Below are 15,217 nucleotides of genomic sequence, written 5' to 3' on the forward strand. Positions count from 1 at the left end.
AAAGGACCCCTTTGCAGAGGTCCTAGTCAATTCAAGGTGGCGGGGAAGGGAATCGCGTCCGCGCGCTGCGCGGACGGACCGCTGCGGCGCTTACGCGCCTTGCGAGCTGCGCTGGCAAACGCTTACGCGTTTACTCAGCTCCGCGCCCTCACGGGGTTCGATTCCATGTGGGGGCTGCATAAAAGAAAAGGACCCCTTTGCAGAGGTCCTAGTCAATTCAAGGTGGCGGGGAAGGGAATCGAACCCCTGACACGAGGATTTTCAGTCCTCTGCTCTACCAACTGAGCTACCCAGCCATTTGAGGTGTGCCTTGTTTCAAGGCTTGATTAGTATAACCAAGGACGCGTTCCGGTCAACCGAGAATTTCAAAAAAGTTTTTGAGCACAGCCTCGGTTCTTTAAATCAGCACGTCAGAGGCATCAGCCGGCAGCAAGAAGTTTTTCGCTCAGAGCCGCACGGGCAAACTCACTTGGCGTCATCCCCTCGGCAGCCGCCCGTCGACGAATGGCCTCCTTCATTCCCAGAGGAATCTTGACCGACAGCGTTGCCGTCCCCTCACCTGAGAGTGGGGGCCGTCCATGCACGATCCCACCAACGGTGTGTTCGCCATCCGGAAACTCTCCGCGCTCGTACGACTCGCACCACGCGTCAATCATTTCATCCGTTACAACCTGACCATTAGCGGCCGTATACGTCTTGCCCATCATCGACCCCTTTGCCGAGCCCGTTCAATCTCCTGCCAAAATTTCTTCTGGACTGGAGACAAGGCATGAATGATAAGCCACCCACGGACAAGCTCGACCGCGACAAACTCCACGCTTCGTCCGTCTGGGAGCCATCCAATCGCAAGCCATCTCGGCGGCTCGTCCTTCGACTCGCGACGAACGCACTCAGTAACCGCAAGCCAAGCGCTAAGCACCTGCTTTTCCGTCAGGTGCTTTTTAGCGTTGGGATGGATCTCAACATCCATGCATCTTCTCCTCCATCTTACCCAATTTCGTATGACGAAAGTCCGCTGTCGCCAATTCTTAAGCCGGCACGCGTTGGAGAGCAGGGGTCGAAACAATGATTGAAGGGCGCTCTAGTGCGGCCCAGGCGCCGGGGCAGGAGCACATACGCCAGGGACGTACGTTTTCGTAGCATACGAGGACATAGCCACGTGCATCGATAAAGGCGATGTCGATGGGATAGGCCATAAAACACGTATGGACCGAAGAGCAGCGTGGAAACGCCATGACGAGCGGCAAGCCGTTGGCGGCAACCGGATGCCGTCCCAGCATGCCGCGCAGGCGCACGGCAAACGACTCCGCCACCGCAAACTCGGCCGGCGTCCAGCCCAGCCTATTGAGTGCCCGCGCGTAGGCGATGTAGGACGAGACCGCGGTCACATGACCACCCCCGGACGCCATGGATCGACCGTCACCGCGCGCTCGTGCGACAACGTTGTCGGCGCCCCCAGCGGAACGCCAGCGATGCTGAGAGAAGTCGGCCACGGCTCATAGTACATGGTGCAGGTGTAGGTCCTAAACGCACCGGATAGGGAGAGCAGACCACCATCCGATGCCTCCGCGCCTTGCTCGCTCGACACTTCGATCTGCAAGTCATAGCCTTCCATGGCATTCAGAATTTGAGTCTGGACCGTCGCCGAGGCATCGACAGAGCTTTCGTCGCCCTCCCCCTCCGACGCCACGGCGTGCGCCAACACGATGTCGGGCACCACGCGGTCGAAGCGCGCGACAGCGCTGGCAAAGATCATGACGTTGTACACAATGAGTGCCGGCACCAGCAAAACGGGCGTAACCACTGCCATCTCCACCGTCGCTTGGGCGCGCTCCTCGCGCAGACGCATGCGGATACTCATTACGACCCACCGCCCAGAGCGCCAACCAGCGTGGCGACATCGACGGCGAGCGGGATGGAACCGCCGCCGGGCAGAGGAATCTCCGCAAGCGTGAACACCGTACCGCTGATGGTGCGTTCGACTTGATATTCCAACGCCTCGCAAAGCGCCTTGGGATCGGTCACGCCCAACGGAATACTTCGCAGTTTGTCTTGCGCTTGAGAGAGGCCAGCAATGTCAGACCCCGGGCTCTTAATGACGTTGGCGGAATCAGTCAGCACCGGCTTTCGCAGGCGCAAGTCGCACGGTTCCAAACCCAGCGCCGCCACGGACGCCGAAACGGTATCGCCGAGCCACGATGCAATGGAGCCCAACGCGCCGCTGCCCCCTCCTAGGCCTTTAATCATCTCGTCCATAAGTTCGTCGGCCGAACCTTGGATGTCTCCGTATCCTACGAGCAGCCGTCCCCAAACATCCATGACGCCGTCGAGTACGCCGGCAACGCCACCTGAGCGTTCCTTCAATGTCGAGAAAAATCGCGAAAGCACGTTGTTTTGCGCCGTCGCCTCATCGGGCGCCAGCACCGCGGCAGAGATGGCACCGCGATCGCCAAGCCTGACTGCCGTGTTAAACGAAGAGTTGAGCCCATCGGGGCTCGAGATGGCACCCGAAACCGCAAAGGCAACCACGCCGTTGCGACCGGGCGGAGCGATACGCGGACGCTCGCCCGAAAGCGCTTTGATGGCCTGGTCAAACGCATTGCTCGCACGGTCGGTCTCGTCTTCGGTCTGACGTTCGAGCTCGAGCTCTTTGTTGCGGCATTCGACGTAGTCTTCCAGGGCGTCTTTAAACTTGTCAAAGTGATACTCGAAGCCGTTTTCGATAGAGGTTGAAGGCGCCGCAACAGCACCAAGCGACGAAACGCCAAAATGGCATTTGCTGCATTTATCCTGTCCATCGTAATCGGCAACCGAAGCAAATCCGCTCGGCGTCCCTTTCTTATAGTTAGGGCAGGTCGTCCCGTAATGCAGATACGCCTTGTCATCGTTCACGCTCGTCGGCCACACCGCATCGGTATAGAGCTCCGTCGCCCGAACCTCATCAGAGTTGCGCGGCAACAGTGGGATATAGGAGGAAACCCTGTCTCCGTTCTCGGTTATATATGCCCGATCGACCTCCGCACTCGCATAGGTATAAAACGCCTTACGCGCCGCAGACTCTGCCCTCATCTCGACACTCGAGCCGTGGGGCTTCTCATTTGTCAGGCGCCAATGGTAGTAGTCCTTCGCGCGATCAAGGGCAACTTGAGGCTCCCACGTAACGCTCGAAGCGTAATGCGGATTTTGAACACCGGAGAGATCCGTTAGGCTTTTCGCGCGCTCCCACATACACGAACAGCTGCCGACCGAACCTTTATCCGATCCACCGCAATCCGCTAGCCAGGCACGCTCCTTTGCCTTCGCCGTCTCCTCCGATGCTTTTTGTAGCTCCTCGGCCGCGCGCTCCAGATCTTCCGACGCATCTTTAATGGCATCGGTCGAGATCTCGGAACCCTCGAGCGCAACAAAATCAGACTCGGATGTCCTGGGCACGGCAAGCGCCGTACCGGTATAGGTCACACTATCGGTATCCTGCGCCGACACCGCCTGCGTGGCACGCGCGGCAATCAGATATGGCAGAGCCGTCTCGATTTTCTGTAAGCCTTCCGATGCGCTTTTGGCAAACTTGTTGCGCGTTTTAATGATCTCAATCCCGGTGTCGACCATATTGCCGGCAACTGGTTCGGCACCCGGGATGAGGATGGCGACCAGGCCCGTCCCGATCGTGGCAAACCCCGCCAGCCCCAGACTCAAGATGCTCGCATCAACCACCGTGGCAGCCGTGTGATAGGACGACACTACGTTGGCACCCGCCAGCGCGCCGCTATCGGCCGCCACCTGGGTATCCCCGGCACGCGACATGCTCCATATCGCCGCCGTCGACGAAAACAGCAGCGTGAGCACCACCAAGATGACCACCGCAGAGGAGAGCGTGGTGTAGGCACCGTCTTCGATAAACAGGTCGATACCGGCTCGACCCATAAAGCCGCCTCGTTTGCGGAGAGCGCCTGGTCGACGGCGGGCCGCAAACCCTTGCGTCACCCGCAACAGGCAGCGCCTAATCCCATGCAGCAATCCACGAATCATAATCTCCCTCCAGCCATTCGGGACGCGATTGATACGAGACATCGACTTTGAGCTCAACGTAGCCGCCCTCGGCGGTACCACCCATAGCCTGCGCAAACGCACCGATCACAGGCAACGGCTTGACCTCGCCGGAAACGGACACGGACGAGACGCCACCCGCACCGGCCCGGCCAAGCTCGATATCCCACGACAACGGCCCGCCGGCATGAAAGATCGAAACGTTGGGCACTGCGGCAAGCCGGCGGCGAGTGAACTCCTTAAGATCATCGTCCTCCGCCGACGTCGTGGTCATGAGCCGCGCGGTCTCGGCGGCGGCAGACTCCATGACCGCGCGCGTATAGAGCAGGCACACCGGTTGCAGTGCCAACAGAACGAGTGTCAGAAACGTCGGCAGTAGGAATGCCGCCTCGACCGTAGACTGCGCCTGGTCCTCGCGCGCAACATCAATACAGCACGATGTCCTTAGCACCCGCAGCAGCGTCGACAACCGATGTCGAGGTGACGCCGTGAGATGCCGCCCGCTCGACCAGCGCCGCCAAGCGCCCATCGGCACCGGCACGCCAAAGCCCCGCGATTGCCAGCACGATGGAAAGCAGCGCCACCGTGACGATGGCGTATTCCACAGTCGCTTGGGCAACCTCTTCACGCAGAACGCCATGCATTTCACGATCCCTCCTTTGAGCTTATTGTTTGCGGGACCAGGCGCACGGCGCGCAGACGACACGAAGCATCGCCAGTATCCGCGGCAACCGTCACCATATCGACCCAGCCGCGCCCATCACGCACGATGGCGCCCCATACGTTGCCCTTAATATCGAGATAGCCGCTCAGGGCGAGCTGGGCCGTTGGCACCTCGCGGTAGGCGCGTAACATATCCGCCGCTGCCTCGGTCATCGGTCGGTCCTCGGACCATGCAAGCCGGACCGCAATCGCGTTGCCCTCAGGCGAATCCGTCGCAGTGGCAGACCGCTTGTCGAGCGTCCGCAGAAAGGTTTGCGCCGTGACAGCGACATCCGAATCGTCCGCATCTCGCGTCTCATCTTTTTGAGACGCCACCGCCGAATCTGAGCCCGAATCGGAGGCGGCCCCAGGACGCTGCTGCCGCGCGGCGTTAAGCCCCCAAAGCACCGCCGCTATCGCCACGACCAGGCAAGCAAACACCAGCAGTACCCCGATGGGGCGCTCGCCCTCTACAGGCTGTTGATGCCCTCGCTGATAGCGTTCCATAGATCTTGGACCTTGCCCTTAAATGCGACGATGGCGATAATCGCGATCACCACGAGCACGCCGACCAAGATGGCATACTCGGTGGTACCCTGTGCGCTCTCCTCCTGCAATAGCTCCTTGGCGCACTGACGAACATGTGCCGCCCGGCAAAACGCCCAGCCCTGGACCTTGCCAGCAGCGTCAGTCATCGTGTTCATGTATTCCTCCCTACATCATCCCGCCTGCTCCCAGCAGCGGGCCCAATATGGACAGAAGCAACGCCGGCAAGATGAGCGTGCCGGTGGGAATCAGCAGCTTGACGGGCGCACGCTCGATCTCGCGCTCGACCGCGGCGCGATGAGCCGCACGGATTTCGCGACTTTGAGCGGCCAGCGTCTCGGCAAGTGGGGCACCCAGGGCGAGCGCCTGCCCCACCGTGATGGCAAAGGTCTCGAGCGCTCGCACGTCCAAGTCGCGCGCGGCGGCCAACAACTCGTCCTCACGCGTGCCCACGCCCACCTGCCACGCCATGCAGGCTCGCTCAAGGCGAAGAGCCAGCACTGACCGGCGGTTGGCGCAGAAAATCTCAAGCGCCGCATCAAACGAAAGACCGGCCGAAAGACCCAAGCGAACAACATTGATCATCTCGGACACTTCGCCGAGCGACACTCGCGCCGGGCCGCCCGCTCCAACCGCGCCCTTCACTCGCGCGATCAGAGCATCGACCACCGAGCGACCTGCGGCAGCGACCAGCACCGCCTCGCGCTTGCAGGCCCCTGCGATCTTGCGTGCATCCGCCCGATCCAAACCCGTCGCGACAAATACGCTCAGGGCGCACAGGCAAGCCGCAACTGCAACCGGGGCGCTCATAGCTCCACCCGCATAATGCGCCTGATAACCACCAGGGCAACGGCGTTGAGGGCGAGACCCAGCACCACAGCGCCCGCGCCGGCAGGCGTCGCAAGACCGCGACGAAAATCTGCCGAAAGCAGCGCCAACACCGCGCACATGCCCGCCGGCATCGCCGCGACCATATGTGCAGACATGCGAGCCTGCGACGTCTTAACATCCAGGCGGCGCTTGAGCTCAATGCGCTCCCCCACCATGCTCGACGCCTCAGACAGTAAGTCGGCAAGCGGAGCGCCGGTGCGCTGAGACACCTTAAGCGCCAAGGTCACAAGCGAAAGACCGGGGGCGTCGATGCGCACGAGCAAGTCATCGAGCGCGTCGGTCGCCGAGATGCCGCAATCGATCGCCGCCGCCACCCGCAAAAACTCGGTATGCACTGGCTCTTGCGCATGAGCGCCCACAAAGCGCATGCCCTGGGCCAGCGAATGTCCCGAGGCAAGCGACATGGAAAGTGCGGTAAACGCCTCGGGCATTGCCTCTTCTGCATCGTGTTGCTCGCGCCGGCTCTCAAAGCCATCCCGAGCGGCGCCAACGGCAAACGGAGCAACAAGTCCCAAGGCAAATCCGAGGGGCGATAACGACACCATCGTTAGTAAAACGCAGCAGACACCGCTCGATAGCAGCAGAAACGCCAAACGCCCCGAAGCATCTTCAATCACGAGGCCAAAGCGATGCGCCGGAGCCAGCGATGCCCACGAACGGGCGATCTTTTTCAGCAGATCGTTTTCCACCAGCTCACGCGGCAGCTTCTCTGCCACCGTCTCGAGCGCCTGACGCGCCAGCTCCGCCGGCGGTACCTGCGGCACACGAGGTTCCGCCCCGCACGCCGTCGCAACAGAAAACCCTGCCAAACCCCCTACGACGAGGGGCACAGCGACCTCCATTCGTCCACCTCCTCTTGTGTGAGCGTCCCCGACCGCAGGCCTTCTGCGATAAACGGCGGCTCGCGGTCAAGCTTCCAGGTGCGCTCGGCGGCATCGAAAGTCACATAGCGCTCGAGTTCTACGCCGCCCGACGCGGCGCGACGCACCCCCGAATACGAGGAGACGAAACGCCTGCCATCGGCGTGGCGCTCGGACATCACGATGCCGTCGAGCGCCATGGCAATCTGCTCCTCGATGAGCTCGCTCGGCAGATCGATGCCATAACGTGCAAGCAACGTCAGACGCACCACGGTCTCCTGTTCTGAACCCGCATGAAGTGTGGTGAGCGACCCATCGTGGCCCGTGTTCATGGCCTGCAACATGTCGCAGCACTCGGCACCGCGCACCTCGCCCACCACGATGCGGTCGGGGCGCATGCGCAGGGCATTGGTCACCAGGTCGCGGATCGTCACCGCGCCCTCGCCCTCAATTGAAGCCTCGCGCGCCTCTAGGCGCACCACGTGCGGATGATGCGCAAACTTGAGCTCGGCAGAGTCCTCGATCGTCACGATGCGCTCGCCGGTGGAAATCTCGCATGACAACGCGTTGAGCAGGGTGGTCTTACCAGACCCCGTGCCTCCCGCAACCGCCAGGTCCTGTCGCAGCGACACCGCGCACGACAGCAGCTGCGCATACCAAAGCGGCAGCGACCCCAGCCCCACAAGCTCGTCCAGCGAGCAGATACGGTCCGAGAACTTTCGGATGGTGAGAATCGGTCCGTCAATCGCCACAGGCGGAATCACCGCGTTGACGCGATAGCCCGTTTTGAGGCGGGCGTTGACGATGGGGCTGCGCTCGTCGATACGGCGGCCAAGCGGCGAGATGATGCGGTCGATAAGCACACGGATCTGTTCATCATCCTCAAACGCATGCTCGATGGGGCGCAAGACGCCGCCGCGTTCAAAGAAAGCCGAGCGGCAGCCGTTGATCATGATCTCGGTAACGGTGTCGTCCTCGATGAGCGGCTGCAACGGCCCCAGGCCCACCACGTCATCCAAAATCTCGTCGATGATGGTCTCGCGCTCGGTCGTCGCGAGATCGGTCGGTTCCTCAACATTGAGCGCCGCCTCCACCGCGGGACGCAATTCCGAGCGGGCAAGTGCCGGGTCGATATAGGCGCTGATACGCGCCACTTCGTCGTAACCCATGCGGTCCATCACGGCGCGCTTGGTGCGTCGTTTCACCGCGCGGCGACGCCCCGCATCTACAGGCGCTGCCCCCGCTGCAGCGCCGGCAGCCTTAATCCTCGTTTGCAGGCTCATCGCTGATCACCCTCGCGCGACCAGGGAAGGCGGATACGCGGGCGTTCGGTGCGCGTTGCACGGTCGGCGACCATATCGCTCCAAGGGCCGACGGCGCACCCCAGTTCCACGAGCATCTCGCGCGTGGCCTCGCGCACGCTGGTCGCAAAAGCGCTGGTCTGCCCAACTGCCTCGTCAGCGCGTCCAAACGCCATGAGCGCGGCGAGATCCTGCCCGCCATCGGCGATATGAATCTTGGAGCTCAACGCACAGGCAATCTCAAAGCGCATGGCGACGTCCTCGTCTGCCCCGCGCGCACCGAACCGGTTGAACACGGCGCTCATGCGCGTGCGCGGCACACCCACTCGACTTGCCAGTTCAATGACGCGCGACGCCGATGTCGCGGACGACACCGCCGCATCGCCAACGACCAGGCAGCGGTCGCTCGCCGCCACCGCAGCCGCCACGGCATCACCCCAAAAGACCGAGGTGTCGACAAAGACCACGTCGGATTCGCGACGCAGAACATCAAGCAGTAGCTCCACCGGACGTGCCATGAGCTCGGCTTGCTCGGGCGCCGCGACGGGACCCCAGAGCGTAACGCCCGGCGCCACGCGCATCGATGCGGCTACGATATCTGGCTCGGCGAGCGCGCCCGCCGCCGACGGCTCGATAAGTGCCGCCATATCGCGCGGAGCATCGACGCCTAACAAGTCGTAAAGGTTTCCAAACATCAGGTCCAGGTCGAGCACGGCGGCACGCAAGCCCAACAGCGACGATGTGTGTGCCATGGTGGCAACGATCGTCGACTTGCCGCAACCGCCCGAACCCGAAATGGCGCAGATGACCGGAGCTCGGTGCGGCGAAGCGGCAGCGTCTGCCGGCGGCATCGGAGGCGGCGGGGCGGGCGTCGGCGGCAGCGTCCCCGTCTCCCCCGCCGCAACCACACGCTGCGTCCAAGCCGGCATGGCGGCTTGTTCGGTCTGCGAGGCAGGCTCGTTCTGCACAATCTGCTCATGCTGCATCAGCGACAACTCGCCGCACCCGGCAAAGCCCTCAACTTCGTCGAGTTCATCCGCCAGATTCACGCCGTGCACGTATCCCAAATCTACAGCCGGGGAGTCGCCAGCATGCTGCGCCGGCCCTCCAGCGTCATCGTATACAAGGGGGTTCCGGGGGCGCCGACCATGCTCGGCTTCCGCTTTTCCATAATCATCAACACGCGGGCCTCTTGTAGCGCGAGGCGCCCCGGGTTCCCTATCAACAAAAGCATCGGGCTCAATCGTCATGCGCCGATCGGAATCAACCGCTCCCTCGCCCGCGCGCCCGTTGCCGCATATACTGTGCGCAGCGATGACCTCGGTCGCCCCTGCGCGAAACAGCCCCTCGATATCCGACGGATCGAGTGCTTCTATCAACACGACCACGCGACTCACGCGGCCTTCGGCCGTCAGGCGCGCAACAGTCTTGCGCACATCTTCGATATCAAACAGAGACGCCGCGATGATGGCAGCCCCGCGGCGCGACGGAAACGCCCGCGCCATGGAAATCAGCCCGTCCAGGTCACCCACGCGAAGCACCTGTGCACCCGCATCACGGCCCTCGACTTCCCGCTGCAACAGCCCGTAATCGCCGCACGCGCAGCACGCAAGCCAGATCGCCTTCATCACTCGTCGCCTCCGCTCTTTTTGCCGCGCGCCGTGGCGGGAATCGTCAAGCTGACCGTTCCCTTGCCCGAGGCTCCCAGCAGTTCCTTGACGTCTTCGGGGTCAGCCGCCAGCGTCACCCATTCGATCTTGCCCTCGCGCGTGGCACCGGAATTCTCACTGGTATCGATCACGTGCGCGCCGCACAGTCGATCGGTTACGCCATCTTTTTGCACGTACACGTCCACATAGCTGCCCACGCCCGTGGCACCGCCGACCGAGTGCTCGGCATCGACCGCCACCGAAACGGCGACCTTGCCCTTAGGCACCTCGAGCTTGTGGCTCTCGGCCTTGGTGTAGACATTGCAGATCACGGCGTTTTTGGGAATACGTGAAGTCGTCACGTCGCCGCGTACCTGGCGCAGCTCGGTCGCCGCGTCACGCGGCAGCAAACTCGTCAGCCATTCCTGGGTTATGACATTGGTCTCATCGAGGGTCTCGCCCACATCGATATCGCGCGCCGCGACGCATACCTCGACGCGATCGCCACCATACTTGGCCAAGGTCTCAGCCTGGACCTGTTCGGCTTGCGAGCGGATCGACGAGCCGTAAACCATGCAGAGCAGAGCAGCGAGCACGCCCGCGACCAGACTGATGGCGATGCGCTTGCTCTTGTTCACGGCCGCTCCTCTCATGGCAGTGCCGGGCGAATGCCCGTACCACCATTGTCTGGGCGGTCAGAGTGCAAAGCGGCGCAATCGCGATCTTGGTTTTCGATGTCAAACCAATCGCTAACCAAAAGCTGACCAGCCCGTCAAGCTCGTGGCAAGGTTTTGGTCAGCACGTCAGCAAACTGCATATTTCGAGGCTTTTCCGCAGCAAAAAAGCCGTCTCCCGAACAGTTGGGAGACGGCTGTCATAGGAAAAATCAATTACAGATGGACATCGGGATCGAGCATTTGAGCGCTCACGCGCATGGATGACGCCAAGTTTTGGAACGTTTCCAGACGCAGACTGTCGATCTGCCCGGCGTCCTCGGCCTCGCGAACGGCGCAACCCGGCTCATGGGTATGTGTGCAATCGCCAAACCGGCACGCGCGCGATGCCTCAACAATCTCGGGGAAGGCGCGCGCCAGACCCCGCTCGTGACCCACGAGCGGTAGGCTGCGCAGGCCCGGGGCATCGGCGATCACACCGGCGTCGCCCGGCAGCGCCACCATCACGCGCGCGACGGTAGTGTGACGGCCCTGGTCGTCGCGTTCGCGCACACCGCCGGTCGCCAACGTATCGTGGCCCAGCAGTGCATTGAGCAGCGTCGACTTGCCGGCACCCGACTCGCCCAGAATCATGGCGCAGCTCCCGGCAGGCACGCAGGCACGGACCTCGTCCAGGCCGCGGCCCTCGGCAGAGGACGTAACGATCACGCGCACGTCCGGACCCACCAGGCGGCGCACGCGGTCCAGATCGCGCTCGAGCTCCTCGGCATCGCAGCGGTCAGCTTTGGTGAGCACCACCACCGGCTCGGCATCGCAGTCGAGCGCCAACACCAGCGAGCGCGCCACGCGGTCGAGCAGCACCTCACCGGCACCGAGCGCCTGCACGATTAGCACGCTATCCACGTTGGAGCAGAGCACCTGGCGCTCTCCACGGGCACGGCCGCGCCAACGCTCAAAGCTCGTACGGCGCGGCAGAACGCACTCAATCACGCCCATATCGTGCCCGGGAGCGCGGCGCACCGCCACACGGTCGCCCACGGCGGGCAGCAGCACCTCGTCCTCGCCGCGCGACTTGGCAAACCCCACGGCATGCTCGGCACGAAAGGTATCGTCGGCCGTCGCCACCAGCGGAAACCCGCGATCTAAGCGCACCACGGCGCCAAGCTGCATCTGCTCGGGCTCCTCAGCATGTGCGCAAAAGTCGTCAAATGCCGCCCGCTGAGCCCCATCGACCGGCAGGTCATCAAACGCCGGGACATCCTGCAGCGCGTCAAGTCCCGGCACGCTTGCCAGCAACTCCTCGGCAGACGCGGGAGCCTCGGTCGCAAGCTTCCGACGACGATCGCGCTTAGCCCGCGCCCCCGTCGTCTTTTTCTTCGCCTTAGCCTTAGCCTTGCCCACAAGCGCCTCCCAGCACCATAAATCACAACTGAGCAGGTATTTTAAATCAAAAAGAGCTGGCCGGGCAAAGCCCGACCAGCTCACAAACTTTCCCTCAACCCTTTTTCATCCGCGCGGGAGTAAAGCCAGCAAGGATACCGTAGGGCCCACCCCGGGAGTGTTTTCTTCCGAGCGATCCCGCAGCGCGAAGCGCGAGGACCAGCGAAGAAGAAAACACGCAGGGGCGGGCCCGGACAGGTTAACTTACTCCTTCTCGACCGCGCGCATGATCGCCTTGTAGATCTCCATCAGCGGGATGATCAGGAAGGCCAGGCCCAGCGCGGCAAGAACGCCCTTGAGCTCAAGCGTCACAGGGCCAAAGAACATCTCGGCAAGCGTCGGCTGTACGGTCACGATCACCGTCAGCACCAGCGCCAGCGCAGCGGAAGCCCACAGCCACTTGTTCTGCTTCTTCATGGTGAACAGCGACGCACGACGGCTGCGCATATTGAAGCAGTGGAAAATCTCGACCATGTTGAGCGTGATGAACGCCATCATCACGCCTTCCTCGTCGGCATTGCCGGCGATCATATCAGCGATGTGAATGTAGCCCATGTCAAAGTACACGCCCACAAAGAAGCTCGCCAGCACCAGCACGGTGATGATCAGACCCTGGACCACGCAGTCCAGACCCATATGTCCGGCGAAGACACCGTCCTTAGCGTTGCGCGGCTTGCGCTTCATAATGTCGCCCTCGGCGTCCTCCATGCCCAGCGCGAGCGCGGGGAAACAGTCGGTAACCAGGTTCACCCACAGCAGCTGCACCGGCTGGAAGATGGTAAAGCCGATGAGCGTGGCGATAAACACCGAGAAGACCTCGGCAAGGTTTGCCGAAAGCAGGAACTGGATGACCTTGCGGATGTTGTCGTAGATGCGACGGCCCTCTTCGCAGGCACCGATGATGGTGGCGAAGTTGTCATCGGCAAGCACCATGTCGGCGACGTTCTTGGTGACGTCGGTACCGGTGATGCCCATGCCAACGCCGATGTCGGCGCGCTTGATGGACGGGGCGTCGTTGACGCCGTCGCCCGTCATGGCCACGATCTGGTCGCGCGACTTCCAAGCCTCGACGATGCGGGTCTTGTGCTCGGGCTGAACGCGGGCGTACACGCCGTAGTCCTCGATGTGCGCGTCGAGTTCCTCGTCGCTCATGCGGTCGAGGTCGGCGCCCGTGATGGCCTGGCTGCGATCGGTGACGATACCCAGCTGCTTGGCGATGGCCACGGCGGTGTCGATGTGGTCGCCCGTAATCATGACGGTGCGGATACCGGCATCGTGGGCCTCGCGGATGGCGTCGGCGACCTCGGGGCGGACCGGGTCAATCATGCCGGACAGGCCGCAGAAGACCAGGTCGTGCTCGAGCGCAGCGGGGCTGCAGTCGGCCGGGACCTCGGTGTAGGTGCGGCTTGCCAGCGCCAGCACGCGCAGGGCCTCGTCGGCCATGGCCTTGTTGGCGGCCACGAGCTCGGCGCGACGCTCCTCGGTCAGCGGAACGACCTTGTCGCCCTCGTAGATATGGGTGCACAGGCCGATCACCACGTCGGGCGCGCCCTTGGTGTACTGCTCATACTCGCCGTCCAGGGTCTCGACGACCACGGACATCATCTTGCGGCCCGAGTCAAACGGGGCCTCGCCCACGCGCGGATGCTCGGCAGTCAGGCCAGTGAGCCCCGCCTTGCCGGCATCGTTGACGAGCGCACACTCGGTCGGCTCACCCACGGCCTCGCCCAGCTCCTCGTCCCACTGGGCGTCGGAGCACAGAGCCATGCCGGCCAGGAACTTCTCCTTAGGCGCAGCGAGCTCGTGCTTGACGACGGTCATCTTGTTCTGGGTGAGGGTACCGGTCTTGTCGGAGCAGATGGTCTGCGTGCAGCCAAGGGTCTCGACGGCAGAGAGCTTGCGGATAATCGCCTGACGCTTGGCCATCTTGGTCACGCCGAGCGACAGCACGATGGTCACGACGGCAACCAGGCCCTCGGGGATGGCGGCGACGGCAAGCGAGACAGCGACCATAAAGGTGTCGAGCAGCGCGGTCGGATCGGTGAGAACGTTGCCCACGCCGTGGCGGATGATGTCGACGCCAAAGATGACGACGCAGATGACGATAACCATGATGGTAAGGATGCGGCTGAGCTCGGCGAGCTTCACCTGCAGCGGCGTGAGCTCTTCCTTGGCCTCGGCCAGGGCGCCGGCGATCTTGCCCATCTCGGTGTTCATACCGGTGCCGACCACGACGGCGCGACCGCGGCCGTATACCACGGTGGAACCCATGTAGCACATGTTCTTGCGGTCGCCGAGCGGCACGTCGTCGGTGCCGGCGGCGAGCTCAATGACGTTGGCATGCTTCTCGACGGGCACGGACTCGCCGGTAAGGGCGGCCTCCTCGATCTTCATCGTGGCGCTCTCGAGCACACGGCAGTCGGCCGGGACGGAGTCGCCCGCCTCGAGCATGATCACATCGCCGGGCACGAGCTCGGCGCTCGGCAGGTGCACGAGCTTGCCGTCGCGCAGCACCTTGGACTGCGCCGCGCTCATCTCCTGCAGGGCCTCGAGGGCCTCTTCGCTCTTGGCTTCCTGGACCACGCCCAGTACCGAGTTGACGATAACGACGAACATGATGATGGCGACGTCGGCAAAGTCGGGCTCGCCCTTGACCATACCCGTGAGCGCGCTGATGACGGCGGCAACGATCAACATGATGACCATGGGGTCGGCCATCTGCTCAAAGAAACGCTTCCACAGCGGCGTTTTCTCGGCTTCCTCAAGCTTGTTAGGGCCTGTCTTGGCGAGGCGCGACGACGCCTCGTCGTTGCTCAGGCCGAGGTTCTCATCGACGCCCTGGTCGCTGAGCACCTCCGCCGCGGCGGACAGGTATTCCTTTTGCATATAGAGTCCCCTCCTGGGATTCGGGCCACTCAGCAGATTGATGCCCGATCATAATTCCCAGGAGAAGGGCAAGGGCTCATCAAGGCTGCCGTGCTGAGCGGCAGTTGATAGTGGAGCTATGGTACCCCAAAGCAGCGCGTCTAGCCAAAACATTCCAATTGGAAACACGGCTCGAGTGCAACGATGCAGACCGTGTGATGCTCAATATTGATAAAACGTTTTTT

General features: G+C 62.6%; 15 protein-coding genes and 1 tRNA gene. All 16 read right to left on the bottom strand.

The window, feature by feature from the left end; genetic code table 11:
- Window positions 1-223: 223 nt before the first annotated feature.
- Window positions 224-296 (bottom strand) — tRNA-Phe (locus LK493_RS04445).
- A gap of 123 nt (window positions 297-419) precedes the next feature.
- Window positions 420-704: an ATP-binding protein gene (locus tag LK493_RS04450; protein WP_035137167.1), complete on the bottom strand. Its 285-nt coding sequence runs from the start codon at window positions 702-704 to the stop codon at window positions 420-422.
- Window positions 705-1,028: 324 nt separating this feature from the next.
- Window positions 1,029-1,388: a DUF192 domain-containing protein gene (locus tag LK493_RS04455; RefSeq protein WP_227790262.1), complete on the bottom strand. Its 360-nt coding sequence runs from the start codon at window positions 1,386-1,388 to the stop codon at window positions 1,029-1,031.
- Window positions 1,385-1,861, bottom strand: coding sequence for a hypothetical protein (locus LK493_RS04460; RefSeq protein ID WP_227790263.1), 477 nt, complete (start codon window positions 1,859-1,861; stop codon window positions 1,385-1,387). Before LK493_RS04460 ends, LK493_RS04455 begins: the two co-directional genes overlap by 4 nt.
- Window positions 1,861-3,921, bottom strand: coding sequence for a hypothetical protein (locus LK493_RS04465; RefSeq protein ID WP_227790264.1), 2,061 nt, complete (start codon window positions 3,919-3,921; stop codon window positions 1,861-1,863). The genes LK493_RS04460 and LK493_RS04465 overlap by 1 nt, the downstream gene beginning before the upstream one ends.
- Before the next feature lie 76 nt (window positions 3,922-3,997).
- On the bottom strand, window positions 3,998-4,495 hold the full coding sequence (locus tag LK493_RS04470; protein ID WP_227790265.1) for a TadE/TadG family type IV pilus assembly protein: 498 nt from the start codon (window positions 4,493-4,495) through the stop codon (window positions 3,998-4,000).
- Entirely contained in the window at window positions 4,470-4,688 is a 219-nt protein-coding gene (locus LK493_RS04475; RefSeq protein ID WP_227790266.1) for a hypothetical protein, read from the bottom strand. The genes LK493_RS04470 and LK493_RS04475 overlap by 26 nt, the downstream gene beginning before the upstream one ends.
- A gap of 1 nt (window position 4,689) precedes the next feature.
- A complete protein-coding gene (locus LK493_RS04480) occupies window positions 4,690-5,253 on the bottom strand; it encodes a hypothetical protein (protein WP_227790267.1) in 564 nt (187 codons plus the stop codon).
- Complete coding sequence (locus LK493_RS04485; protein WP_148345504.1) at window positions 5,217-5,450, bottom strand: hypothetical protein; 234 nt, start codon at window positions 5,448-5,450, stop codon at window positions 5,217-5,219. The genes LK493_RS04480 and LK493_RS04485 overlap by 37 nt, the downstream gene beginning before the upstream one ends.
- 10 nt (window positions 5,451-5,460) lie before the next feature.
- Window positions 5,461-6,102 (bottom strand): type II secretion system F family protein, encoded by a 642-nt coding sequence (locus LK493_RS04490; RefSeq protein WP_227790268.1) that lies wholly within the window; start codon window positions 6,100-6,102, stop codon window positions 5,461-5,463.
- Window positions 6,099-6,947 carry a type II secretion system F family protein gene (locus LK493_RS04495; protein ID WP_227790269.1) on the bottom strand — a complete coding sequence of 283 codons (849 nt, stop codon included), beginning with the start codon at window positions 6,945-6,947 and terminating at the stop codon, window positions 6,099-6,101. The genes LK493_RS04490 and LK493_RS04495 overlap by 4 nt, the downstream gene beginning before the upstream one ends.
- Window positions 6,948-6,997: 50 nt before the next feature.
- A complete protein-coding gene (locus LK493_RS04500; protein ID WP_227790270.1) occupies window positions 6,998-8,326 on the bottom strand; it encodes a CpaF family protein in 1,329 nt (442 codons plus the stop codon).
- A complete protein-coding gene (locus LK493_RS04505) occupies window positions 8,323-9,972 on the bottom strand; it encodes a nucleotide-binding protein (RefSeq protein ID WP_227790271.1) in 1,650 nt (549 codons plus the stop codon). Before LK493_RS04505 ends, LK493_RS04500 begins: the two co-directional genes overlap by 4 nt.
- Complete coding sequence (gene cpaB / locus LK493_RS04510) at window positions 9,972-10,631, bottom strand: Flp pilus assembly protein CpaB (RefSeq protein ID WP_227790272.1); 660 nt, start codon at window positions 10,629-10,631, stop codon at window positions 9,972-9,974. Before cpaB ends, LK493_RS04505 begins: the two co-directional genes overlap by 1 nt.
- 252 nt (window positions 10,632-10,883) lie before the next feature.
- A complete protein-coding gene (gene rsgA, locus LK493_RS04515; RefSeq protein ID WP_035137160.1) occupies window positions 10,884-11,837 on the bottom strand; it encodes a ribosome small subunit-dependent GTPase A in 954 nt (317 codons plus the stop codon).
- Between the two features lie 474 nt (window positions 11,838-12,311).
- Window positions 12,312-14,993 carry a cation-translocating P-type ATPase gene (locus LK493_RS04520; protein WP_217750950.1) on the bottom strand — a complete coding sequence of 894 codons (2,682 nt, stop codon included), beginning with the start codon at window positions 14,991-14,993 and terminating at the stop codon, window positions 12,312-12,314.
- Window positions 14,994-15,217: the final 224 nt, after the last annotated feature.

The sequence above is a fragment of the Collinsella aerofaciens genome (genome assembly GCF_020709435.1).
Taxonomy (GTDB): Bacteria; Actinomycetota; Coriobacteriia; order Coriobacteriales; family Coriobacteriaceae; genus Collinsella; species Collinsella aerofaciens_AU.

What these genes read in the sequence shown, in the direction of transcription:
- LK493_RS04450 (WP_035137167.1), bottom strand. Translation starts at nt 704, where the DNA reads ATGGGCAAGACGTATACGGCCGCTAATGGTCAGGTTGTAACGGATGAA.
- LK493_RS04460 (WP_227790263.1), bottom strand. Translation starts at nt 1,861, where the DNA reads ATGAGTATCCGCATGCGTCTGCGCGAGGAGCGCGCCCAAGCGACGGTG.
- LK493_RS04465 (WP_227790264.1), bottom strand. Translation starts at nt 3,921, where the DNA reads ATGGGTCGAGCCGGTATCGACCTGTTTATCGAAGACGGTGCCTACACC.
- LK493_RS04475 (WP_227790266.1), bottom strand. Translation starts at nt 4,688, where the DNA reads ATGCATGGCGTTCTGCGTGAAGAGGTTGCCCAAGCGACTGTGGAATAC.
- LK493_RS04480 (WP_227790267.1), bottom strand. Translation starts at nt 5,253, where the DNA reads ATGGAACGCTATCAGCGAGGGCATCAACAGCCTGTAGAGGGCGAGCGC.
- LK493_RS04485 (WP_148345504.1), bottom strand. Translation starts at nt 5,450, where the DNA reads ATGAACACGATGACTGACGCTGCTGGCAAGGTCCAGGGCTGGGCGTTT.
- LK493_RS04490 (WP_227790268.1), bottom strand. Translation starts at nt 6,102, where the DNA reads ATGAGCGCCCCGGTTGCAGTTGCGGCTTGCCTGTGCGCCCTGAGCGTA.
- LK493_RS04500 (WP_227790270.1), bottom strand. Translation starts at nt 8,326, where the DNA reads ATGAGCCTGCAAACGAGGATTAAGGCTGCCGGCGCTGCAGCGGGGGCA.
- LK493_RS04505 (WP_227790271.1), bottom strand. Translation starts at nt 9,972, where the DNA reads ATGAAGGCGATCTGGCTTGCGTGCTGCGCGTGCGGCGATTACGGGCTG.
- rsgA (WP_035137160.1), bottom strand. Translation starts at nt 11,837, where the DNA reads ATGCAGCTTGGCGCCGTGGTGCGCTTAGATCGCGGGTTTCCGCTGGTG.
- LK493_RS04520 (WP_217750950.1), bottom strand. Translation starts at nt 14,993, where the DNA reads ATGCAAAAGGAATACCTGTCCGCCGCGGCGGAGGTGCTCAGCGACCAG.